We start from the raw sequence: 23,655 nt of genomic DNA, 5'->3' as shown, positions 1-23,655 counted from the left end.
GATGATTGTTGTTCTTAAGAATGGTTTCGGAGAATCAAAGGTTGAGGAATTCATAAGTGACATCAAATCCAAAGGGCTTGACTGTCATGTAGTCAAAGGTGTAGAGAAGACTGTTGTAGGTCTTCTTGGAGATACATCAAAGCTTGAACCTCGTGATTTCTTGAGCAATGACATTGTTGAAAGTGCGGAGCGTGTTTCTGCACCTTACAAGATGGCAAGCCGTGAATTCCATCCAGAGAACACAGTAGTTGAAATCGGCGCTGGTCAGACAGGCGTAACCTCTTGCTTCATCGGTGACGGTAAAACGATTCCTGTAATTGCAGGTCCTTGTGCCGTTGAAGGAGAAGAGCAGATTTTGAATGCTGCCCGTGCCGTAAAAAAAGCAGGTGCAAGAATCCTTCGCGGAGGTGCATACAAACCGCGCACATCTCCATACAGTTTCCAGGGAATGGGAAAGGACGGAATCCGCCTTCTTGAGCTTGCAAAAAAAGAGACGGGTCTTCCAATCTGTACGGAACTCATGGCTATAAGTGAAATCGGAAATTTCCATAATGTGGACCTGATTCAGGTTGGAGCCCGCAACTTCCAGAACTTTGACCTTCTTAAGGAACTTGGACGCTTTGGGAAACCTGTCCTTCTAAAACGCGGTCTTTCTGGAACAATCCAGGAACTTCTTATGTCTGCCGAATATATCATGGCAAACGGAAATGAGAACGTAATTCTTTGCGAACGCGGAATCCGTACCTATGATCCATATACAAGAAACTGCCTTGATGTAAGCGCAGTTCCTTACCTTCACAAGGTAAGCCATCTTCCAGTTGTCCTTGATCCAAGCCACGCTTCGGGAATCCGATGGATGGTTGGAACTCTTGCCTGTGCTTCCGTTGCGGCAGGCTGTGACGGCCTTGAAATTGAAGTTCACTGCAATCCTGAAAAGGCTTGGAGTGACGCATCCCAGCAGCTCAACCCAGCAATGTTTGAGGAGCTTATGTCAAAGCTTGGAAAATATGCGGCAGTTGAAAACAAGACAATGTAGACTATGAAGAAGCTTAATGAACTTACATACGGAATCGTCGGCCTTGGCCTCATGGGTGGTTCCATCGCAAAGTCAATCCGCGAAAACATCCTGTCAAGCGGAGGGGCCACTGGAAAGGTTTATGCTTCCACAAGAAATGTAGCGGCCCTTGAACTTGCAAAGAGCCAGTGTGTCATTGATGATTTTTACACCCTTGATAAAGTTGACGAGATGCTTGCTCTCTGCGATTTTGTCTTTGTCTGCTTTTATCCTCATATGACGGTGGATTTCCTTGCGGCTCATAAAAACGCCTTCAAGAAAGGTTCCGTTGTTACGGACATCAATGGCGTGAAGGCAGAAATCTTTGACAGGCTTGGGGAAATCGAAAATGAAAACTACGATTTTATCCCAGGGCATCCTATGGCAGGTGGAGAAAAGGAAGGGTATGCGGCAAGCAATGCGGCATTCTTCAAGAACCACAACTACATCCTTATGCCTCTTGCTTCCAACAAGGCGGAAAATGTCGAGCAGTTCAAGCGCCTTATAACAGAGATGGGTTTCACTCAGATTGTTGAGACTGATGGACGCGTCCATGATCATAAGATTGCCTTTACCTCACAGCTTTGCCATGTCATCGCAAGTGCTCTGGTAAACAGTGCTGAAGATGCAAAAGTGACACAGTTTGGTGGTGGAAGCTTTGAGGACCTTACACGCATTGCCATGATCAACGCTCCCTTGTGGACCGAGCTTTTCCTTGCCAACAAGGTTGAGCTTATAGGGCACATTGAAAATTTTGAAAAGTCTCTTGAAGTCCTCAAGGACTACATTAAGAATGACAAGGCGGAAGAAACAAAGGCTTATCTTGAAGAAGTCCGCATTAAGCGCATTGAGATGTCACGAAAAGATGTAAAGGTGGATTGATTTATGGAACAGAAAGATTTCAATACTTTGGACAAGGTCATCGGTCGCGTGCCTGATTTCCCTAAAAAAGGTGTGCTTTTCTACGATATTACAGGCATACTTCGACATCCTGCGGAATTCAAATACACGATTGACCGCATGTGTGAAATATACAGTGATAAGAAAATTGATGCAGTGGCTGGAATTGAAAGCCGTGGCTTTATTTTTGCATCCTGCTTTGCTGAACGCATGGGAATCCCATTGATATTGATTCGAAAAAAGGGAAAGCTTCCTGCAAAGACATATACACAGAAATATGATTTGGAATATGGTTCTGCAGAAATCGAAGTTCATACTGCCGATGTGGAAAGGGGACAGAACATCCTCCTGATTGATGATCTCATTGCAACAGGCGGAACTCTTAATGCCGCAGCCAAGCTTATGGCTCAGGGCGGTGCAAAGGTGACTGATGTTTTTGGTGTGATCGGACTTCCATTCCTCAACTACAAGAAGGTGCTGGAAGGGATTGAAGTGACAACCCTCGTTGACTATATGTCGGAATAGGATCGTTGCCATAAAGGTTTTTCTGGCGTTACAAAAACAAGAAGTGGTCCCTGCGTGAAAGTAGGGACTTCCATCCTTGTCATTTTCCGTCTACCGAATGAACTTTCATCAATGGTTCTTCAGGAATGTATTTTAGCAGAACATCATAAAAGTCCTTTGCGCTTGAGTTTTCAAGGTCCAGATAGTTTGAAAGGTATTCGTTGTAGCTTCCGTTTAAAATGCTTTGCTGTATAAGCATTGCTGTTCCTTCATTCGTGGAAGTCTTTTCAAGTATGCTGATTTCGTAGCGGCTTTTGATTGTTCTTAGTGTTTTTGGCCTTTTTTTCTTGTCCGCAAGTTCTTCGAGTATTTCAAGCCTATGTTTCCTGTAAAGCTTCATGAAATCTTCTGTCTTGCGTATCTTGTTTCCATGTATGTAACCTATAGGAATAAGCTTTGTAGCCGAATAAGATTTGCAGTAGGAGTCAAGGTTCCTGTCGATTCTTGCGCTGATTTCCATCAACAGTGCGTTGAATTTTTCAATGTCCCTCTCATTCTCTGGAGCTGCAAAGTATATCTGGACAGGATCAAGAAATTCCTTTGTTGGAACAAGAATAGGAGATTCCTTTGGGGCAAGCTCTGGAGGCAGATCTGATGAATACAGATGCCTTAGCTGAACTCTTCTTTCTTTGTTTTTCCATGCAGGCAAAGGAAAGTCTACCTGGGGTTCATCTCTGTTCCTCTGCTGCCTTAGGACACCGAAGGTTTCTTCTGCACTGGAAAATACATCTTCAAATTCAACGTCACCACATATCACGATTGAATAGAGTGAGGCATCAAGAAATTCTGTATAACCAGTGAGAAGAGATTGGTATGATGCTGAATTGTTTCTGTTGTCGTAATCCCTGTACATTTGACCTGGTTTAGTGTCTCTGTAAAGATATGCAAATACATTGCGCTTCATCTGGGCACCGAGGTCTGCATTTTCCATCAGGATGCGGTAGTTTTCATCTGAAAAAAGCCTGTCAGCCTGCACTGGTTTTATGTCGCCATAGACAAGGGCCTCTGTAAGTTTTCTTAGTGAAGGCTTTAAATCTTCTTTCATCACCTCACATGTTACATATGATACAGTTTCCTTTGTTGTTGATTTTGCTCCTTGAATTCCAGAATTCTTAGCAAGAGCCGCCACCAGGATTGTTCTAAGATTTTTTTCTTTTATTGGAGATGCGAGCATCCCGCCTTTTATGGCGATGGAAATACAGACTGTCTGTGAGCCTTTGTTGATTTTTACAGAAACAGGAATATCATTCCTCAGTTTTCTTTCTCTGATCGTCTTGATGGAATTTGCATAGAAATATTCAGCAGGCTTTGCCTTTACAACCTTTTCTTTTCCATCCTTTTCTTCCCGAAGAACCTGTTTTTTTTCGGCTTTTGCTTTCTTTGCAAGCATTTCGTTTTTCCACCAGGAACTGTTCTTTCCATCGATTTTCACATAGCCAGACTCTACAAAGTTCTTTTCCTGAGCCTTGTATTTTTCAGAGTTGACGAGAAGAAATACGAATGGGTCTTCCGTTGTGATGATGTTTTCTATTTCCTTTTCGTTTTCAAACTGAACCTTGTAGACCTTGTTCTGAAATCCCTGGTAGAATTCTTCGGGGGTCGTCCAAAGAGCTGTCTGCCAATAATCAGCAAGAAGCTCCGATATTGAACGGCTGTTTCCCGTCTGAAGCCTGAATTTAAAAAGGATGTCATTTTGTGCCTTTACGAAATCTGAACGGTTCAGCCGTGCTGTTTCTTTTGCAAGTTCAACAAAGGTTTCTGCCTGACCTGGTATTATGTTTTCTGATGATGGGTCTTCCATGAGAGCCTGAAGGATAAGTCTGCTGTATCCGTTTACCTCTGCGCTTGCGGCTGCAATGTAGTCGGGTCCGCGTATGCAAAGGCTCTGTTCGGCAGGCAATATGTTCCTGTAATTGGAATTTTCATTGTTCATTGCTGCTGCGAGAATGTCGCATTTTGTCATGTCCAGAGAGGTGAACTGAACGATGATCTGTGTCATTTCTCTGGAAAAGTCGTCTGAAACAAGAACAAATCTTTTACCTTCATTTGTGGCAGGTGACTTATAGCCTGCAAGGTTCAATGTGGATTTTCTTGATGTCCTTTTCCATGAAGAAAAAGCTTTTTCTGATGCCTCAAGAACTTGTTCTGTCAGAATGTTTCCGCTTACGAATAAAGCACAGTTTTCTGGAGTATAGTATGCGGTACCTATGTTGTTGAGAATTGTCCTTGCCTGTGCAGCTGAAAAGTCGGAAAAAAGCGCTGGGTATATGCCTGAGTCATGCTTCCACGGTTCTTCTGAAAATATCCTCGTGTCTATCGAACTGTTTATGAAGCCAGCTGTGCTTGAGGCGTATTCTGCTGATTCAGCTTTCATCTGTTCCAGAACTTCTTTGATTTTCCTGTCGTCGAAGGATGGTCGTGAAAGACATGATGAAAGGGCGCTGAAGTAGTGGGCTGTCTCTTCTGGTGGAAGGGTTGCCTTGAAGACTGTGCCTTGTGCCCTGCATTCGCTTTGCAGCTTTAGCAGCTCAAATACGGTTGCAGTTTCTTTTTGTGCGCTGTCGGAAAAAAGTCTTGCGTACATTGAAAAAAAACCGCAGGTTGAAGGTGTCTGTGAAGAAAAACCTGCTCGACAGACCAGTTCAGCATTCACCAGGGCATTGTTTTTGTCTGGGATCACAAAAACGGTAAGTCCGTTTTTCAATGTAAAGACTTCCAGATTCAATCCGCTGTTCTCTATTGAGATTTTTTCCTGTGCAGATAGAAATACAGAGAAAAGAGCCAGGCATGCAAGTGTTATAAACTTTTTTCTTGGTGACATATATGCTATTTTATTGAAAATTGCTTTTTTATCCAATTACCGTTAAAATCTCTGTATGCTAAAAGTAATTCCAAATGCAGATAGAAACACAAAATTGAATATAGATAAAAAACTTCTCGAAGGAAAACGAAATCTGACCAGCGAGGAAATAGCTGTCCTCAAGTCAAATGGAAACCATTCCTCTGATTCTACATGGAAAAATGTATATGTCTCGGACAATAAAGGAAGCTTTGATCCTGGTCTCCTTAAGCATAATGAATTCTCTGGTTTTGTGATCCTTGGTGAAATTACAGACAGCACAATCACATACCATGACCTGAATCTTCCTGTGGGAATCACACGATCATATCTCAAGGATGTTGTTGTGGGGGATAACTGTGCGGTCCATAACGTCAAGTATCTTGTGAATTACAGACTAGGTGACCGTGTAATTCTGTTCAATATTCAGGAAATGTCCTGCACTAAGCATTCAAAATTCGGTGAAGGTCTTATCAAGGAAGGTGAGTCGGAGTCAACTAGGGTTTGGATCGGTGTCGGTAATGAAAATGGGAACCGTCAGATTCTTCCCTTTGAAGGACTTATCCCTGCAGATGCTTTCCTTTGGTCCCGTTTCCGTGAAGATAAGAAACTTATGCAGCGCTTTGTTGAGATTACGGAGTATGGAAAATCAAAGGCTCTTGATACTTTCGGAATAGTTGAAGATGATGCCGTCGTAAAAAATTCCGTAGTCCTTAAAGATGTTAAGGTAGGTTCCTGTGCCTACATAAAGGGTGCGCTTAAGCTTAAGAACATCACCATTCTTTCATCTGAAAATGAACCAAGCCAGATAGGCGAAGGGGTAGAGATGGTCAATGGAATCATGGGTTACGGAAGCCATGTGTTCTACCAGGCTGTTGCTGTAAGATTTGTCATAGGCAGAAACTGTCATCTTAAATATGGCGCAAGGCTGCTCAATTCCGTGCTGGGGGATAACTCAACGGTTTCCTGCTGTGAGCTCCTTAACAATCTTATATTCCCATTCCATGAGCAGCATCATAATTCGTCCTTTCTTATTGCCTCTACCATCATGGGGCAGTCAAACATTGCCAGTGCCGCAACCATCGGCTCCAACCACAATTCAAGAAGCCCTGACTGCGAAATGATTGCAGGTCGAGGTTTCTGGCCTGGTCTTTGCTCTGACTTTAAGTTTGACAGTAAATTTGCATCCTTTGTACTTGCTTCAAAGGGAACCTATAGAAATGAAGTCAATATAACCTATCCGTTCTCGATGATTGCACCGAGCATTGAGGATAACACCATACATATCATTCCTGCTTATTGGTTCCTCTATAATATGTTTGCCATCGTCCGCAACAAATATAAGTTCAAGGCACGCGACAAGAGATTCAAGATCGTTCAGCATATTGAAACCAATCCTCTTGCCCCTGATTCAGTTCAGGAAATCATTTCATCGCTGGATCGTCTTATTGAACTTACAGGACGGTATCTTAAGATGCCTAAGGATGAGTGTCTTAAGCTTACAAAATCCATGCCTACAGAGGATTTTCTTGATGCATATAGAAAAAGGATTTCCGACTGCAGAGCTGAGGATGTGTATGTGGTTGCGAAAGATTTTCTTCATAAGGGGTATGATGCAAAATTCCTTCTTGTCGATGACCGTTGCCAAAAGAAATATGGGGCACTTATTTACAAGCCATCGCAGGCATACAGGGAATACAGACGGGTGCTCAAGTACTTTGCGGCTGAATGCCTTATGAATTATGTTCTGCGCAATAACAGGGAAAGCCTCACTATTGAAGATATTGCGAACATCAAGGATATTCCGCTCTATACTGAATGGATGAATGTGGGAGGCCAGGTAATGCCTAATGCCAAGGTCCAGGAGCTTCTATTCAAGATCAAGCAAGGCGAAATCAATAATTGGGATCAGGTCCATGAATTCTATGATGAATGTGAGTCAAGCTATGTGGATTACAAGTCTCGCTATGCCTTGTACATAATTGAATGGCTTTATTCCAAGTCCATCGAATATTTTACAAAGACTGACTTCGATAAGTTCCTCACCGATGTTGCCTTTGTTTCCGTCAATATGCTTGAATCTTCCATTCAGGTAAGAGAAAAGGATTTTACGGACTATTTCCGTTCTGTCACCTACAGAAATGAAGCGGAGAAAGAAGCTGTCCTTGGTACGATCGATGAAGATGGATTCTTGAAGAAATTAAGGAATGCCACCGACGAATTTGAAGCAAATCTTCAGAAGCTGTTCAGGGCATTGAGGTCATAGAAACCTTAATACATGTTCAGATTCACCTTGACTTTTGTTAGTTTTGAATGTAAAGTTATAAACATGAAATTAACAGCACTACTTCTACTATTGTTTTCTTCTCTAGTGAATGCCAGAAGGTAGCAAGTCGCTGTGTATTATCAATGTTAATTACAGACCTGTTGCTTAAAGGCGGCGGGTCTTTTTTATTTTTTTCAAGGAGTTTAAAAATGAGCGTAATGAATCCAGGCACAAAGTATGGACGTGTGGGTGACATCGAGATGAAGAGCCGCAGATGGCCTTCAAACAAGATTACAAAGGCACCGATCTGGTGTTCCGTTGACCTTAGGGACGGCAACCAGGCACTTGTAAATCCAATGGGTGTTGATACAAAGCTTGCATTCTTTGACCTCCTTGTAAAAGTCGGATTTAAGGAAATTGAAGTAGGATTTCCTGCTGCCAGCGATACTGAGTACGAATTCATGCGTCGTCTTATTGAGGAAAAACGCATTCCAGATGATGTTACTGTACAGGTTCTTTGTCAGGCACGTGAAGCATTGGTAAAGAAAACTTTGGAAGCAATCAAAGGTGCTCCAAATGCAATTTTCCATCTGTACAACTCCACAAGCCCTGCTCAGAGAAAGTATACCTTCAACAAGTCAAAGGACGAAATCAAGCAGATTGCAATTGAAGGCATCAAGTGCATCAAGTCCTGCCTTACAGAGGAAGAACGCAAAAAGATCCGTATTGAATATTCTCCAGAAAGCTTTTCGCATACAGAAATTGACTATGCAGTTGAAGTTTGCGATGCAGTAATGAAGGAATGGGGGGCGACTAAGGACAACAAGATCATCTTTAATCTTCCTACAACAGTTGAATGCTATACACCAAACGTATATGCAGATGCGATTGAATACTTTTCAGATCATATTTCCGACAGGGAAGCCGTGATCATTTCTACCCACTGCCATAATGACCGTGGAACTGGTGTTGCCTCTGCAGAACTTGCCTTGCTCGCCGGTGCCGACAGAACTGAAGGGTGTCTTTTTGGAAACGGTGAACGAACAGGAAACCTCGATATCGTGAATGTTGCCCTCAATATGTACGCACAGGGAGTGGATCCAGAGCTTGATTTCCGTGATGTTCAGGCTGTAGGTGAAAGATATACTGAGTACACTGGTATGGAAATTTTCCCTCGTACTCCATATGTCGGTGAACTTGTTTTCACAGCCTTCTCTGGAAGCCATCAGGATGCAATCCGCAAAGGTATGGCTGCACGTACAAAGATGGAAAAGAATGCTTTATGGGATGTTCCTTATCTTTACATCGATCCCCATGACATTGGACGCCAGTATGAAGGTATCATCCGCATCAACAGCCAGTCAGGAAAGGGCGGTGCTGCATACATCCTTGAAAATGATTATGGTCTTACACTTCCTAAGGCCATGCATCCTGCGCTTGGAAAGGTCATTCAGGCAGAGGCAGACAAGGCTCAGCGTGAGCTTCAGACAAAGGAAATCTATGACATCTTTGAGAAGCAGTGGTTTGAGAAAAAGGATAACATGCAGATTCTCGACTTGTCAGAGACCCATGTGGAATCAAAGAAAGAAGAAGAAAACCTTGAAACGACTCTCTGTCGTGGTGTAGTTGTTTGGAAGGGACAGCAGTTCATCATCGGTGAAAAGGGAAACGGTCCTCTTGATGCTTTTGCATCAGCTCTTGCCGCAACTCCTGCTCCAAAGTTCAGTGTGACTGCTTTCCATGAGCATAGTATCGGAACTGGAACAAATACAAGCGCCATAGCCTATGTCCAGCTTACCTGCGAGGACGGCAACGAGTATTGGGGTGTCGGTAAGTCTACAAGTGTCGGACGTGCAGGTATCGATGCTATTGTTTCAGCATTGAATCAGATTTAATAAATATAGGGGACTTCAAAAGTCCCCTTTTTTCTATTATAATAGATAAGCTATGTTGTTCTATCTGGCGTACAAGAATATTGTTTCTCGAAAAAGCTCTTTTGTCATAATTCTCTTCATTGCGTTTGCCATTACATTGATGGTTCTCATAAATTCTATTTTTGATAGCACGGAAAATGGGGTTGAAAGCGTCTATTCAAAGAGTTTTACGGGTGATGTTGTGATTCGCCCTGCCGCCAAAATGCCATTAAGCCTCTTTGGCGATGAAACTCCAATAACTGGAAAACTTACGGAAATTCCAAGGGTTGTTCCATATTCAGATATCGTAGACTGCTTGAAGTCTGATTCTAGAATTGCTGTCCTTGTTCCCCAGATTTCAGGACGTGCAATAGTCGAAAGCGATGAAAGTGAAAAGGAGCTTGAAACTCTTTTTGGAGTGGAAGCTTCAGAATACTTTAAAATCATGTCTTCGATAAGGATTCTGGAAGGGGCTCCTTGCGGTCCTGGAGAACGTGGAGCTGCTCTTTCACGACAGGCTGCCGAACGGTATGGAGTCAAAGTTGGTGATGAACTTAGGTTTCTAGTAGAAGACAAGATGACATTCAGAATCCGCGCTGCTAAGGTTTCATGCATTTATGATTATGAAATTAAGAACGAGACCTTGGACAGCATCATTCTTGTGGATCCTATAACTCTCCGTTCTCTTCTCGATATGACAGATACTTCTGAAGTCATTGATATCGATGACAACAGCCAGGACCTTCTCATTGATGATGACTTTGATTCTCTTTTTGAGGATGCAGAGGATTTTTCAGCTGAGGATAATGCCATTGCAGAAGAAAAAGAAGAAGAAATATTGGATGAGGTTGTTCTGGAAGCTGAAACAGAAAGTACTGCATGGAATTTCATCATACTTCAGCTTAAAGATAGAAAGGAAATTAAAAAGACCGTTGGAGAACTCAATCGATTTTTCAAGAAGTCATCATGGCCTGTTCAGGCTGTAACCTGGAGAAGTGCAGCAGGTAGTACAGCCATGTATCTTTTCTGGATCAGGTTCATTTTCAACGTTGGAGTAATCGTTGTTCTTGGTGCTGGTTTCATAGTCATCAACAATACTCTGGTTGTAAACGTCCTTAATAGAACACAGGAAATAGGTACCATGCGTGCAGAGGGAGCATCAAGAAAATTTGTTTCTGCAGAATGTATGATAGAAACCTTTATGCTTACGATCACTGCAGGAATCCTTGGATGCATATTTGGAGCCATTGCCAGTACCTGTGTTTCTTCAATGCACATCAATCTTGGAAATTCCTTCCTCATTCAGCTTTTTGGAAGTGAGACTTTGGAATTTTCCGTATCAATTAAAATAATCCTTGAATCAATGGCTCTTTCTTTATTGTTGGGAATTGTCGGTTGGATATATCCTGTTCATACAGCACTTAAAGTCAGTCCTGTAAAGGCAATGCAGGGGGGGAGCTGATGTATTATTTTAAGATTTCATCCCGTTCACTTCTTTCAAAATGGCGCCAGTATATTTCGCTTTTTCTTGTAAGCATGTTCGGCGTTGCTATTTCTCTTTTCCTTATGTTTGTCATTAGCGGAATGCTTTCTGCCATGGCTACCAAGGCAAAAATTTATTATGGCGGTGATTTTCAGATTCAGGGTGGATATGATTATCTTGAATATTTCCATGCTTCTGAATATGTAAAGAAAGTACAGTCGGTGCTTCCCAAAAATGCTGTTGTTTCAAAAAGAATATCTGTAAGGGCACATGAATCTTTCCTTTCCTATGAAGGAAGTGAAGCAAGATTCCGTCAGGTAATTGGAATTGAATTTGATAAGGAACAGGCTCTCTTCGAGAATTTCAATTTCGTAGAAGGTTCTGCAAAAGATCTTTCCGACAGATATGATGTCCTTATATCAGAGCCTATTGCAAAAATGCTTTCGATCCATGCTGGTGATCAGTTGACTTTTGTCGTGACAAATACTGGACATGGAATTGATACCATACCGTTTGTCGTCAAGGGAATTTTCCGAGATTCGAGTGTATTCGGTATGTACACGGTTTATTTCAGCATCGATTATGTTAATGAATTTGAAAGGGAAGAAGCAGATTATGCCAACAGAATCTGTGTATATTTTCCTGATGGCTCCTATTCGTCAAAAGATCTTCCTAAATATCATAAGGCCTTGAGCTCTGTTCTCAATATGTATCCACTTGTCGAGACAAAAGAAGATTTTTATGAAGTCCTTTACGGTCCAGGGTTTGAAGAAGAAACCAGCTGTATAGTAAGCGTTGAATCCGCCATGGAAAATCTCAAGCTTATCATCGATGCGATGAATTGGGTTTCCATGCTTGTGATTTTCGCACTTGTGGTAATCATCATCGTTGGGGTTTCAAGTACCTATCGCGTCCTTGTCCTTAAAAGAGTAAATGAAATTGGAATTTACAAAGCCATCGGAATGAATCGATTCAATGTATATCGGATTCTTCTTTCCGAAGCATGTTGTCTTATGCTTTGTGGATGTTTGTCTGGTCTTGTCCTTAGCCTTGCTTTGTGTGGAATATTAAGATGTTTTAATCTTTCCTTCATTCCAGCTTTCGATGTTTTCCTTACAAACGGAGTCATAGCACCAAGATTAGAGTTTTCTAATATAGTGGCAATTGTGGTGTTTGTTTTTGTAACTACTATTGCTGCCGTTGTTTTATCTATTAGAAAGGCAGTTGAGATTACACCTGTTCAGGCTCTTGCCACTACAGAATAGAACTGACTTTCAGGAGTGTTTGCTTATGAAAAAGATTGTTTTGTTTACTATCGCAGCAATAAGTTCAGTATGTGCGTTTGCCATCTCCAATGAAGATCTTCTTAAAAAGGCTGAAGATCAGACCGCTTTTTATGGAAGGGACTTCAAGGCAAATTATTCCATCGTTCAGGAAAAACCTGGACAGGGAAAAAGCAATACAGAAGCTACAATGTACCGTCGTGATGATGAATCCAAGTGGGTTATCCTTGTGAATGGTCCTGAAAAGGAAAAGGGCAAGGGATACCTTCAGTTTGACAATACCATCTGGTTCTATGATCCAGCGGACAAGCGTTTTACTTTTACAAGTGCAAAGGATAAATTCCAGGGCTCCAATGCAAATAATTCAGATTTCACTCCGCAGCACTATTATCGTGATTATAAGATTGAAAATACTGAAAATGTGAAACTTGGTAAGTTTGACTGTGTTTTATTTACATTAAAGGCAAAAACTGATAATGTTGATTATCCAATGCTGAAACTCTGGGTTACAGATGACGGCCTTGTGCGCAAAAAGGAAGACTACAGTCTTTCTGGACAGCTTTTGAGAACAACTGCAGTTCCATCATATCAAAAGGTTACTGAAAAGGGCAAAGAGACATTTGTCCCATCAAAAATGCTTATTACCGACAACCTTCGTGGAAAAAAGATCGGTGATAAGGTTCAGTATGAAAGAACTCAGGTTACAGTTACAAATGTTTCATTTGCATCACAGGCAGCTACTGTATACACCAAGCAGTATCTGGAAATGATGAGTGCAAAATGAAAAAAAGTCTTCTTGTAGTATTATTCTTTATAGGTGCATTGGTCTTCGGACAGGAAACGGATGCGGATGATGATTTTGATTCGATTTTTGATGATGCACAGGATATCACTGCGGAAGAAAACGACATGATTCATGGTGCCGGTGAGAACACTGGCGCCGACAATAATTCCCTTATTAAATTCTATGGTTATCTTGATTCAGAACTAGGTCTTTGTTTTAACAGCCGTGTCGGTGAAATCGGTGATGGTGATAAAAGATGCTACATGTCGGAATATTTCAGCTTCAAGAATGACCTTTCTTTTGTCTCTCGTCCTGATGAGACCTTTGCAATGCATGGTACCGTCCGTACTCAGTTTTTCCCTATTGAATGGGCGACCCTTCGAGAAATCTATTTTGATTACATGGCTAGCCAGTATTGTCTTGTGTCTGCTGGTAAAAAGATCCATAACTGGGGTTATGTCCGTATTTTCAACAATGAGGATGACTATGGCTTGCAGTCGCGACTTACCACAAATATCGTAGCTGACAGTGAAACCTGTGCATCAGGTGCGATTACGGTTCCTTATAATTTCATGACATTTACAGCCATTGCTCTATATAATCCAGAATCTGATAAAAACAAGAAGAACAATACAAAGAACAATCCTAAGTTTGAGGATATTTCCTTTGCGGGATCCCTTGAATTCACCTTCTGGCAGGCTTCCATCAATTTTTATGGTAGAAGGACCGCTCCTAGTGAATACACTTTTGATGTAAGCAACGGACGTGGAATTTCCAATGTTCTTGGCGTAGAGGCTAAAAAAACATTCTTTGAATATGACTGTTATGCTCAGAATACTGTTCAAATCGGTGGTGTGGATGACAAGGTGATCGGAAACATCTTTACTGGTGGGTTCTATCGAATTTGGGATAATGCAGGGCTTAATATCGAAATGCAGGATATGTATAGCTATGAGACCAAGAAAAACACTTTGAAGATGGCAATGGATCTTGGTTTTAGAAGAATTGGTCCAAAAAAGAACCTTAAGCTTGGCATTCAGTGGCGACATGACAGCACCTACTACTATGATAAGACTCTTGTGAATGAATATGAAAAGAACAGCGGAGAAAACTGCTGGGTAAAAGTAGGTATCATAAACTCAAGGGTTCTTCCTCATGTTGACTGGAAGAATGGAGTTGAATTCTTCTACGATCCAGAAAAGAAGCCTTATCTTTACAAGGTCAGACTTGCTTCCGTAATGCAGTTGAAGATAGACTACTAATAATGATAATAATTTTTGACTAAATTAAAGGACATCTCTAAAAGTTGCAATTTTTAGAGACTCCATAAACTCAATTCTCAGGCAGAAAGGATCTTTCCGTCTGAAATCTTGATTACATGATCCGACATTTCGACGATTTTTGAGTCGTGGGTAGAGAAGACGAAGGTTGTTTCAAGCTCCTTGTTTAACTTCTTCATTAACTCAAGAATCTGGTCTCCGTTCTTTGAGTCAAGGTTGGCTGTTGGCTCGTCGGCAAGAATTACAGGTGCCTTAGTTACGAGGGCACGGGCAATGGCGACGCGCTGTCTTTGTCCACCGCTTAATTCTGAAGGCTTGTGTGACTTCCATGCAGAAAGTCCAACTGTATCTACAAGAAAATCAATCCATTCGGAAAGTTCCTTTTTATTCATTGTTTCTGTAGCGATTGTTGAGCCCAATGTGAGTGGAAGCTCAATGTTTTCACGAACATTGAGTACTGGTATGAGATTGAAGGTCTGGAAGATGAAACCAAGATTCTGACGACGAAGGACTGTAAGTTCATTGTCCAGTTTTACGCCAAGCTTTGTATTGATTGAAAGTTTTGTGTCCCTGTAGATGTCATTTCCATTGAGAAGAAGGGTTCCTGCTGTTGGAAGATCAATGAGACCGATCATGTTGAGAAGAGTAGATTTTCCTGAACCAGATGGTCCTGATATGGCTGCAAATTCTCCCTTTTCAATCTTGAAGGAAGCATTGTCAACGGCCTTTACGATAACCTTGTCCATCTGATAATTTTTGCAGATATTTTTTAACTCAATCAAACTCATTCTTCCATTTTAGTTAATCATTGAAAAAAAAGCAATAAAACAGTAAAATGACGCAACTATCTGTCGCTACGGCGATAGGTCTCGTAGTTTATATATTACTTGTATTTTTATTTATGAGGTTTTTATATGTCTGATGTAAGAGTTCGATATGTCATCTTGCTTCGACGTCCATGTCTCCGCAAGCTGATCAGTTTCTGCTTTGCATAAACTGACGGGCTGCTCAGCTAAACTGTTAGACGCGACCTCCTGTCGCTACGGCGACGGAATGGTTTAGTTTATATATTTGTTGTATTTTATTTATTAGGGGATTTATATGTCTGATGTAAGAGTTCGTTATGCTCCGTCGCCGACAGGTATGCAGCACATTGGTGGTGTGCGCACTGCGCTTTTTAATTATCTTTATGCCCGTTCACAGGGGGGAAAATTCATTCTTCGTCTTGAAGATACAGACCGTACTCGTTTCGATGAAAAATATGTTCAGAACCTTTACGATACAATGGACTGGCTTGGAATCGATTGGGATGAAGGCGGTTCAAAGGGTGGCGAATACGGTCCTTACGTTCAGTCAGAACGCTTTGAACTCTACAAGAAATATGCAATGCAGCTCATTGAAAACGGTGAAGCATACTATTGTTTCTGTGATGCAGAACGTCTAGAACGCATCCGCAAGATTCAGACAGAAAACAAGATGGCTCCAGGTTATGACCGTAACTGCCGTCACCTTACTGCAGAAGAAGTAAAGGCAAATCTTGATGCAGGAAAGCCATACGTAATCCGCCTTAAGGTACCTCTTGAGGGAAAGACAAAGTTTGCAGACCATCTTCTTGGTGACATTGAATGGAATAACGAAGATATTTCTCCAGATCCAGTTTTGCTAAAGAGCGATGGATTCCCTACATATCACCTTGCAAACATCGTTGACGATCACCTTATGAAGGTTTCTCATGTTATGCGTGCACAGGAATGGATTCCATCTACTCCATTGCACGTTCAGATGTACCGTTCTTTTGGATGGGAGCATCCTGAATTCTGCCACCTTCCAATGGTAAACGGAAGCGACGGAAAGAAACTTTCAAAGCGCCATGGTTCAACTTCATTGAATGAATTCCGTGCCCGCGGTTATCTTCCACAGGCAATCGTAAACTATGTTGCTCTCCTTGGCTGTTCTTATGACGACGGACGCGACATGTACACCCTTGAAGAACTTGGACAGAAGTTCCGTCTTGAACACCTTAACAAGGCTCCTGCTGTTTTTGACTACAAAAAGCTTGAATGGTACAACGGCCAGTATATCCGTGCCCTTACTGATGAAGAACTTTACAAGTGGGTACTCCCATTCATTACAGGTACAGGTGATGCTACTCTTGAAATCAACCCTGACAATCCACAGCCAAAGCCAAAGGTTGGTCCAGAATTCTCTGGCGTTTCCCTCGGTGCTGACGGTGAACCAGCTTGTGTTGATGCTTCAATGAATATGTCTTCAGCAGACGTTAAGAAGCAGCTTATGGCTTTGATGCCACTCATCAAGGAAAGACTTCACTTCCTTTCTGATGCGGCAGAAATGGTTCACTTCCTCTTTACAGAACCAGCTGTTCCTGCAAAGGAAAACATCATTCCAAAGAAGCTTGACGAAGCAAAGACAAAGGAAGTTCTTGTAAAGGCTAAGGACTATGTTGCAGAAATCTTCGGAATGGAGCATGAAGCAGCAGAAGAACTTGCAAAGAAGTATGCAGAAGAACTTGGAATCAAGCTTGGTGACTTCATGATGCCTGTCCGCATGGCTGTTACAGGATCAAAGGTTTCGCCTCCACTTATTGGTTCAATCTGGATTCTTGGAAAGGAACGTGCTGTTGCCCGTGTTGAAAGAACACTTGCAGCTTTCTAAATCCAAAAGGTTTTAAAACAGGAAGACCGCCTGAAGTTTCAGACGGTCTTTTTTTTATGCTTGAATTTTTTTTAACGATTTATTCCGCTGGAATCTACTTGTTTTCAACCATTGCTTTTCTACAGAGAGGAATCAACATTCCGCCAACTGCATTGCCAAGAGTCATTACGAGAAGGTATCCAAAGCTCTTTACTGTCCATGCATCTGCAAGACTGAAATAGAACATGTTTGCAACGCAGTGTTCGAAACCGCTCAAGATGAATGCCATTACAGGAAGGAAGATTGCAAGGCATTTTCCTGTTTCATGGCTGATTTTTTTATATCCGTCTGCTGCAATGAACATGAGCATACCGCAGAAGATTGCAAGTACAAAAAGGCTCACAAGGCTGTCGTTCATTTTAACTTCGCACATTGCTGCTGCCTTTGCTGAAATCCCTGCAACGCGTGTAAGGAGAAGGAGTCTTGCAAATACGAAGGTACCAATCAAATTGCCGAGCCAGATGAGGGCAACTTCACCAATGTATTTTGGCTTGTTTTCAACGATATATCCAACCTTACCTGTGTAAAGATAGAATCCGAAAGTAAGGATTGTGAAAAGTCCAGTTCCGAAAAGGAAGGCTCCTACAACTTTGCTTTCACAGCTTAAAAAAACAGCACCACCGATTCCGATGGCAATACCGGTCAAAAATGCACGAACCAAAATGTTAATGATGTTTTTCATAGTAAAAAACATTATATAGAGATGAAATAAAAAATGCAATTTTCTTATACATCTAAAAATGATATATGAAAATACGAGAAGGAATGTAGGGGATGACAAAAACGCTTGCAGGTCGGAATGATAGTTTCCATACCGGCCTGCATGTGTAGCGACATATGGAGCGATTTTGGCAGACACGAAATGACTGGTAGTATTTTCATATTTTATTGTATATTGTTGAATAATATTTTATATAGTGGTATATTTATGCAAAATAATGCAAAAGGAGTGTATATTTATGCATTTTATTGACGGTGGAGTTTGTGCTCCAAAAGGATTTACAGCAAACGGAATTCACTGCGGTCTTAAGGCTTCAAGAACTACAAATGATACTGCCCTTGTTTACAGTGAAGTTATGTGCAATGCAGCAGGAATTTTTACAAGCAACCGTGTAAAGGCTGAATGTGTAAAGCTTACGATGAAGAATATTGCTGGCGGAAAAATGCAGGCTGCAATCTGTAATGTTTGTTTTGCCAATGCATGTACAGGTGAAGAAGGCTATAAAAATGCACTCCGTATGGCCGACTTTACTGCCAAAGGTCTTGGCATAGCTCCTGAGAATGTAATTGTATGCTCTACAGGTATCATTGGACAGCATGTTCCTGTAGAAAAAATTGAAGAAAACTTTGACAAGCTTAAGGCTGGACTTTCTGTAGAAGGACATAAGGAAGCAAGAACTGCCATCATGACAACTGATACTCAGTACAAGGAATGTGCTGTTGAAACAGAAATCGGTGGAAAGACAGTTCACATTGGTGCCATGTGCAAGGGAAGCGGAATGATCCACATCAACATGGGAACAATGCTTTCGTTTGTAACAACCGACTGTGCAATTTCTTCTGCAATGCTGGACAAGGCACTTAAGGAAACTGTAAAAGGAACTTACAACTGTGTTTCTGTTGACGGTGACATGTCTACAAACGATACTCTTACAATCATGGCAAACGGTCTTGCTGGAAATGCAGAAATTGTTTCTGAAGGACCTGACTATGATGCATTCCTAAAGGCATTGAATGTTCTCAATACACAGATGGCTATGAAGATTGCTGCAGACGGCGAAGGAGCAAGTCATCTTGTTGAATGTACTGTAAAAGGTGCAAAGGATGTTGAAACAGCTCGCGGTCTTGCAAAGTATGTCATCAAGTCAAACCTTGTTAAGGCTGCCATGTTCGGTCGCGATGCAAACTGCGGAAGAATCATGTGCGCCATGGGATACAGTGGATTTGAATTTGATCCTGATAAAACTTGCGTTTACTTCTCAAGCAGAAAGGGTTCAAAAAGATATTTTGATACTCCAGAAGAAGAAAAGTTCCAGGTTTGCGGCTGTGACAAGTGCGGCGGAAAAATCGAAGTTGTCCACAACGGTGTAGGGCTTTCTTTTGATGAAAATAAGGCGACTGCAATTCTTGCAGAAGAAGCTGTTGAAATTGAAGTTGTACTTCAGGATGGAAAAGCCGAAGGAACAGCCTGGGGTTGTGACCTTACATACGATTATGTAAAGATCAACGGGGATTACAGAAGCTAGAAAATTGCTTTATATTTTCAATTCAGAATTATAAATTATAAATTATGAATTGTTTTTGAAGGAGATAAAAAAATGGCAGATGAAAATACAGTTGGCAAAATAAATTCAAGGTTGGATAGTGATACCTGGTCAAGCGTTCTTGTTCAGGCTTTGCCATACTTTAAGCATTGGGTTGGAAAGACTGTCGTTGTTAAATACGGTGGAAATGCAATGCTTAACGAAGACCTTAAGCGTTATGTTATGGAAGACATTGTCCTTCTCAATACAATAGGCATCAAGGTTGTTCTCGTTCACGGTGGTGGACCTGAAATCAATGCAATGCTTGAAAAGGTTGGAAAGGAATCCAAGTTTATAAATGGGCTTCGCTATACAGATGAAGAAACAATGGAAATCGTACAGATGGTACTTGCTGGAAAACTCAACAAGGGCATCGTCGGAATGCTTGTTCAGCAGGGAGGAAAGGCTGTTGGCTTAAGCGGTACTGACGGTGGCCTCATCCGTGCAAAGAAGCTTGATAAGGGTGACGGCGTTGACTACGGTTTTGTCGGTGAAGTGACACAGGTAAATCCAGAGATCATTCAGAGCCTTCTCAATGAAGGAGCAATTCCTGTTGTTTCGACAATTGCCTTGAGTGAAACTGAGGAAAATGTAAGATACAACATCAATGCTGATACTGCCGCTGCCAAGATTGCCATTGCCCTTGAAGCCGAAAAATTTGTTCAGCTTACAAATGTTCCTGGTGTATTGAAAGATATGAATGATCCTTCAAGCCTTATCCAGCGAATTCATTTGAACGATGTGCAGAAATATTTTGACGATGGCATCATTTCTGGTGGTATGATTCCAAAAATTGAATGCTGTCTTCTTGCTCGTAACGGTGGTGTTCCAAGAACCCACATCATCGACGGTCGCGTGCCACATTCATTGCTGATTGAAATGTTCAGTGACCGTGGTATAGGAACAATGATTTACTAAAAAAAATCCATCCTTGGATTTTTTTTAGTGACGAGTTTCAATTCAGCCGCAGTCTGCGTCTGTTTTTTGCTTCGCAAAAAAGCATTGAAACTCGCGGGTCTAATTGTTTTTTTTATGTGCGCCGTCCATGGCGCAAAAAAGGCTTTTAGTCTCGTAGAATAATGGATGATGAGCCATCCGTGGCGTTTTATAAAGGAAATTACTATGGGAAACAAACAAATATTGAATAATTATGGATCCTTTGATGTTACTTTTGTTAAAGGACAGGGATCAATTCTTACAGATGTGAATGGTAAGAAATATGTTGATTTTCTTGCTGGTATTGCTGTCAATTGTCTTGGACATAACTATAAGCCCCTTGTAAAGGCTGTTGCAAAACAGGCAAAGAAGCAGATTCATATCTGCAATTACTTCACAAGTGATATCGGCAATGAATATGCTGCAAAGCTTTTGAAGGCTACAGGATTTGAGGGAGTCTTCTTTGGAAATTCAGGTGCTGAAGCAAATGAATGTGCCATCAAGCTTGCAAGAAAATACGGCTGGCTAAACGGCGGTGAAAAAAGAAGGACTATCGTTACATTAAAGAAATCTTTCCACGGTAGACCTCTTACAACTCTTACTGCTACAGGACAGGACAAGTTCCATCCTGAATGCTTTGGTCCTTATGTTGATGGCTTTAAGTATCTTGAGCCAAATGATTTTGAAGTCCTCAAGACTGCTTTTGATGAAACAACTGCTGCCGTTATGTTTGAACCTGTTCAGTGCGAAGGTGGAGTTCTTCCGCTTGATAAGGAATGGGCAAAGGCATGTGCCAAGGCAGCCCGCGATGCAGGTGCCATCGTAATCTGTGATGAAGTTCAGACTGGTATGGGAAGATGCGGAAGCCTTTTGTGCTCTGACATCTACGGTGTTGAACCTGAAGTTGTAACACTTGCCAAAGCTATTGCTGGTGGTGTTCCAATGGGTGCCTGTATGTGGCGTGGAAAGGGTAATGTGTTTACTGCAGGTGACCATCAGTCTACATTCGGCGGAAATCCTCTTGCTTGTAGTGCCGCTAATGTTGTTCTTGATGAACTTACAAAGCCTGGTTTCATGGATTCTGTAAATGAAAAGGGAAACTATATCCGCGAAACCATAAAGAGCTGGAATCTTCCATGTGTGGTTGAAGTTCGTGGTATGGGACTTGTAATAGGTGTTCAGGTAAAATCAAATCCTGTTGAATATGAAAAGGCTTGCCTTGCAAAGGGACTTCTTTTCTCAACTGCAGGCGATGATGTCCTTCGTTTTGTTCCTCCTTTGAATATTTCAAAGAAAGAAATTGATACAGGTCTTGCGATCCTTAAGGAAGTTCTTACAGCATAGCCTTGTGCGACAATGCAAGAATTAGTAAAATAGGGCAATGAAGAAAAAAATTACACTTGCTTTGCTGATTCTTGCGACCGCCGCAGTTCTCGCTGTGGTTATTGCAAAACGATATATATATAAGGAAGAGGAGACGATAGTTTCTTCTTCTGTTGTCATTCCAAAATCAAATGCTGAATCTCAGACCTCAGTGCAGAATGTTTCAATTGAAGATGATGATTCAGCTATGGTTTCTTTAATTCCCCTTCATAGCAATGAAACTCTCCTTAGCATCGTAAGTATGGATTTTGACGGTGATGGATTAGATGATCAGGTAAATGCCGTCAGGACCATGGACAGTCCCTATATTGCCCTTATAGTAGGTATGTACAATCAAGATACTTCCACTTACGAAAGAAAGGCGGAGCTTACAACAGAAATCATACAGGTTCAAACTTTTTCATATACTGGAATAGATTTGAGCGGTGACCATAGAAACGCCCTTGTCTATCAGGGGTTTGCGGAAAATGGGGATTCTATCCTTAAGGCATATCATGTTTTTTATTCCAGCGCTACGGGATATTTCCGTCTGTCAAAGATTGCAGATCTTCGTGGAGATGGAACAATCTTCATCCAGCAGATGGACCGTTATGATGCCTATGAAAGATCTAAGGCTAATGGAACCAGTTTCCCAATCTGGGTATATACTACTGATACAGAAAATGAAAAAAGCACCGATCAGCTGCAGGTTCAGTATGAATGGAACAATGATGAAAAAAAATATGTAAAGACAAAAACTCTTCGCGTTGCTGGCAGTCGAATAGCTGCAAAGGAGCTTGCAAAGATTCAGGACGGAACTGTCGGGACATTTGCAAATTTTCTCGAAGGACTTTGGTATGTCAATGAAAGTGATGGAAGTGGTGTCCGCTATATTTTCTTTAATTATGCTTCCAAGGAAATCATTTTCTTTAAGGATGATAAAGAAGAAGTCTATATATGGGCACACAGCAACATACGCCGAAACGGGATGTATCTTTCAACAATCAATCAGGAAATTGAAAACCTTAAGCGCCGTGTCGATATTTCATTGAAGTCTACTGAAGAAATCCATATCCGCATTCAGGATGATGTCCGCATGAGGATCAGCGAAAGCACAGAATGGGATGGAGACTACAAAAAAACAAATCAAAATCTCTATAAAACAAAGCTCAAGTCAAAGAAAGTCAGCAACGAAATTGCCCTTGAACTTGAAAAAATAAAATCATGGAAGACATCTGAAGGCTATGTGGTCAAATTTACAGGCGGCAAATATTCAGTTTCAGGTGACGGTGTTTCTGATGAAGGCAGCTATTCCTGGAATGGAACTCGTGAAGACAATATGGTTCAGTTCCGATCCCAGAAGAATGATGGAGCTTTCTTTACGGGTGTCTATAAGGTAACCGTTGAAGAGAATCAGGACAAAGGAAAAACCTATTCAATGCAGCCTTTTAAAATCTATGCGGATGGAATGGTTGCGATTGACCAAAGGGCTGTTGTCCTTACTGCCATTGCAGAAAAAGAATAGCCTTGTCTATCTTACAGCTTCAATAGCTTCGATGGATATGGCTCCTGCAGTTGCAGTTCCTTCAATGCAGAATGTCAGATATGCTGCTTCCTCATTTTCAAAAAGATTATTTATCTCAAAATAAATGACTTTTTCATCGTTTTCGGCGATTGAATTAGCCTCGGAAAGTGATAGCACCTTCAGATTTTCATCCTCAAGGTATATTCTTATTTTCAAGAGGCTGTCAGTGGAATTTTTGATTCCAGCCTTTATTCCTGAAGTGTTTTCAAATTGTGTTGGATTCAACAGTTCAAGACGCATTGTGTGCTCTGTGTTTTCCAATGGACCATTGAAATTAATTTCATATACAGAGTCTGTATCATTGCTGTCATAAAGATAGATTCTATCCGCAGGAATGCTTATACATCCAGCTGTTAGAAAAATCATAGATAGTACAGAAGGTAAAAACAGT

General features: G+C 41.4%; 18 protein-coding genes. 14 read left to right on the top strand and 4 right to left on the bottom strand.

All coding sequences use genetic code 11. The annotated features are described in order from the left end of the window. The first annotated feature begins 1 nt into the window (after nt 1). The 3 genes from aroF to ACKI39_RS10540 are packed head-to-tail and all read left to right on the top strand — an operon-like array spanning nt 2 to nt 2,479. Nucleotides 2–1,036: a 3-deoxy-7-phosphoheptulonate synthase gene (gene aroF, locus ACKI39_RS10550; RefSeq protein ID WP_407400318.1), complete on the top strand. Its 1,035-nt coding sequence runs from the start codon at nt 2–4 to the stop codon at nt 1,034–1,036. A gap of 3 nt (nt 1,037–1,039) precedes the next feature. After that, the gene (locus ACKI39_RS10545) at nt 1,040–1,936 is read left to right on the top strand and encodes a prephenate dehydrogenase (protein ID WP_407400316.1); all 897 of its coding nucleotides are present in this window, start codon (nt 1,040–1,042) and stop codon (nt 1,934–1,936) included. 3 nt (nt 1,937–1,939) lie between these two features. Continuing rightward, nucleotides 1,940–2,479, top strand: coding sequence for an adenine phosphoribosyltransferase (locus ACKI39_RS10540; RefSeq protein WP_407400314.1), 540 nt, complete (start codon nt 1,940–1,942; stop codon nt 2,477–2,479). A gap of 79 nt (nt 2,480–2,558) precedes the next feature. Here ACKI39_RS10540 and ACKI39_RS10535 read toward each other — a convergent pair whose 3' ends face one another. Beyond that, on the bottom strand, nt 2,559–5,339 hold the full coding sequence (locus tag ACKI39_RS10535) for a M16 family metallopeptidase (RefSeq protein WP_407400312.1): 2,781 nt from the start codon (nt 5,337–5,339) through the stop codon (nt 2,559–2,561). 55 nt (nt 5,340–5,394) lie between these two features. Between ACKI39_RS10535 and ACKI39_RS10530 the strand changes: the two genes are divergently transcribed. From ACKI39_RS10530 to ACKI39_RS10505, 6 genes are all read left to right on the top strand, one after another. Further along, complete coding sequence (locus tag ACKI39_RS10530; protein WP_407400310.1) at nt 5,395–7,623, top strand: DUF4954 family protein; 2,229 nt, start codon at nt 5,395–5,397, stop codon at nt 7,621–7,623. 209 nt (nt 7,624–7,832) lie between these two features. Then, nucleotides 7,833–9,518, top strand: a complete 1,686-nt coding sequence (locus tag ACKI39_RS10525) for a 2-isopropylmalate synthase (RefSeq protein WP_407400308.1) — start codon at nt 7,833–7,835, stop codon at nt 9,516–9,518. A gap of 52 nt (nt 9,519–9,570) precedes the next feature. Further along, on the top strand, nt 9,571–10,998 hold the full coding sequence (locus ACKI39_RS10520; RefSeq protein ID WP_407400306.1) for an ABC transporter permease: 1,428 nt from the start codon (nt 9,571–9,573) through the stop codon (nt 10,996–10,998). Further along, nucleotides 10,998–12,284, top strand: a complete 1,287-nt coding sequence (locus ACKI39_RS10515; RefSeq protein WP_407400304.1) for an ABC transporter permease — start codon at nt 10,998–11,000, stop codon at nt 12,282–12,284. The genes ACKI39_RS10520 and ACKI39_RS10515 overlap by 1 nt, the downstream gene beginning before the upstream one ends. A 25-nt stretch (nt 12,285–12,309) precedes the next feature. After that, a complete protein-coding gene (locus tag ACKI39_RS10510; protein ID WP_407400302.1) occupies nt 12,310–13,086 on the top strand; it encodes an outer membrane lipoprotein-sorting protein in 777 nt (258 codons plus the stop codon). Then, nucleotides 13,083–14,348, top strand: a complete 1,266-nt coding sequence (locus ACKI39_RS10505; protein WP_407400300.1) for a hypothetical protein — start codon at nt 13,083–13,085, stop codon at nt 14,346–14,348. Before ACKI39_RS10510 ends, ACKI39_RS10505 begins: the two co-directional genes overlap by 4 nt. A 77-nt stretch (nt 14,349–14,425) precedes the next feature. Here the strand turns inward: ACKI39_RS10505 and ACKI39_RS10500 are convergent, their stop codons facing one another. Beyond that, nucleotides 14,426–15,154 carry an ABC transporter ATP-binding protein gene (locus ACKI39_RS10500; RefSeq protein ID WP_407400298.1) on the bottom strand — a complete coding sequence of 243 codons (729 nt, stop codon included), beginning with the start codon at nt 15,152–15,154 and terminating at the stop codon, nt 14,426–14,428. A 313-nt stretch (nt 15,155–15,467) separates the two neighbouring features. On the opposite strand from ACKI39_RS10500, the gene gltX reads away from it, so the two are divergent. Next, nucleotides 15,468–17,039, top strand: coding sequence for a glutamate--tRNA ligase (gltX, locus tag ACKI39_RS10495; protein ID WP_407400296.1), 1,572 nt, complete (start codon nt 15,468–15,470; stop codon nt 17,037–17,039). A gap of 94 nt (nt 17,040–17,133) precedes the next feature. Here the strand turns inward: gltX and ACKI39_RS10490 are convergent, their stop codons facing one another. Beyond that, a complete protein-coding gene (locus ACKI39_RS10490) occupies nt 17,134–17,760 on the bottom strand; it encodes a formate/nitrite transporter family protein (protein WP_407400294.1) in 627 nt (208 codons plus the stop codon). Between the two features lie 277 nt (nt 17,761–18,037). Between ACKI39_RS10490 and argJ the strand changes: the two genes are divergently transcribed. The 4 genes from argJ to ACKI39_RS10470 all read left to right on the top strand — a co-directional run bounded on the left by argJ (nt 18,038) and on the right by ACKI39_RS10470 (nt 23,204). Beyond that, nucleotides 18,038–19,324, top strand: coding sequence for a bifunctional glutamate N-acetyltransferase/amino-acid acetyltransferase ArgJ (gene argJ / locus ACKI39_RS10485; RefSeq protein ID WP_407400292.1), 1,287 nt, complete (start codon nt 18,038–18,040; stop codon nt 19,322–19,324). A gap of 72 nt (nt 19,325–19,396) precedes the next feature. After that, nucleotides 19,397–20,299 carry an acetylglutamate kinase gene (gene argB / locus ACKI39_RS10480; RefSeq protein WP_407400290.1) on the top strand — a complete coding sequence of 301 codons (903 nt, stop codon included), beginning with the start codon at nt 19,397–19,399 and terminating at the stop codon, nt 20,297–20,299. Nucleotides 20,300–20,503: 204 nt separating this feature from the next. Beyond that, nucleotides 20,504–21,661, top strand: coding sequence for an acetylornithine/succinylornithine family transaminase (locus ACKI39_RS10475; protein ID WP_407400288.1), 1,158 nt, complete (start codon nt 20,504–20,506; stop codon nt 21,659–21,661). A gap of 37 nt (nt 21,662–21,698) precedes the next feature. Then, nucleotides 21,699–23,204 carry a pallilysin-related adhesin gene (locus tag ACKI39_RS10470; protein ID WP_407400286.1) on the top strand — a complete coding sequence of 502 codons (1,506 nt, stop codon included), beginning with the start codon at nt 21,699–21,701 and terminating at the stop codon, nt 23,202–23,204. Between the two features lie 6 nt (nt 23,205–23,210). On the opposite strand, the gene ACKI39_RS10465 is transcribed toward ACKI39_RS10470, so the two are convergent. After that, nucleotides 23,211–23,630, bottom strand: a complete 420-nt coding sequence (locus ACKI39_RS10465; RefSeq protein ID WP_407400284.1) for a hypothetical protein — start codon at nt 23,628–23,630, stop codon at nt 23,211–23,213. Nucleotides 23,631–23,655: the final 25 nt, after the last annotated feature.

Origin of the sequence: Treponema sp. (genome assembly GCF_045641405.1) — a bacterium.
Lineage (GTDB): Bacteria > Spirochaetota > Spirochaetia > Treponematales > Treponemataceae > Treponema_D.
This window is presented reverse-complemented; position numbering and strand designations above follow the sequence as displayed.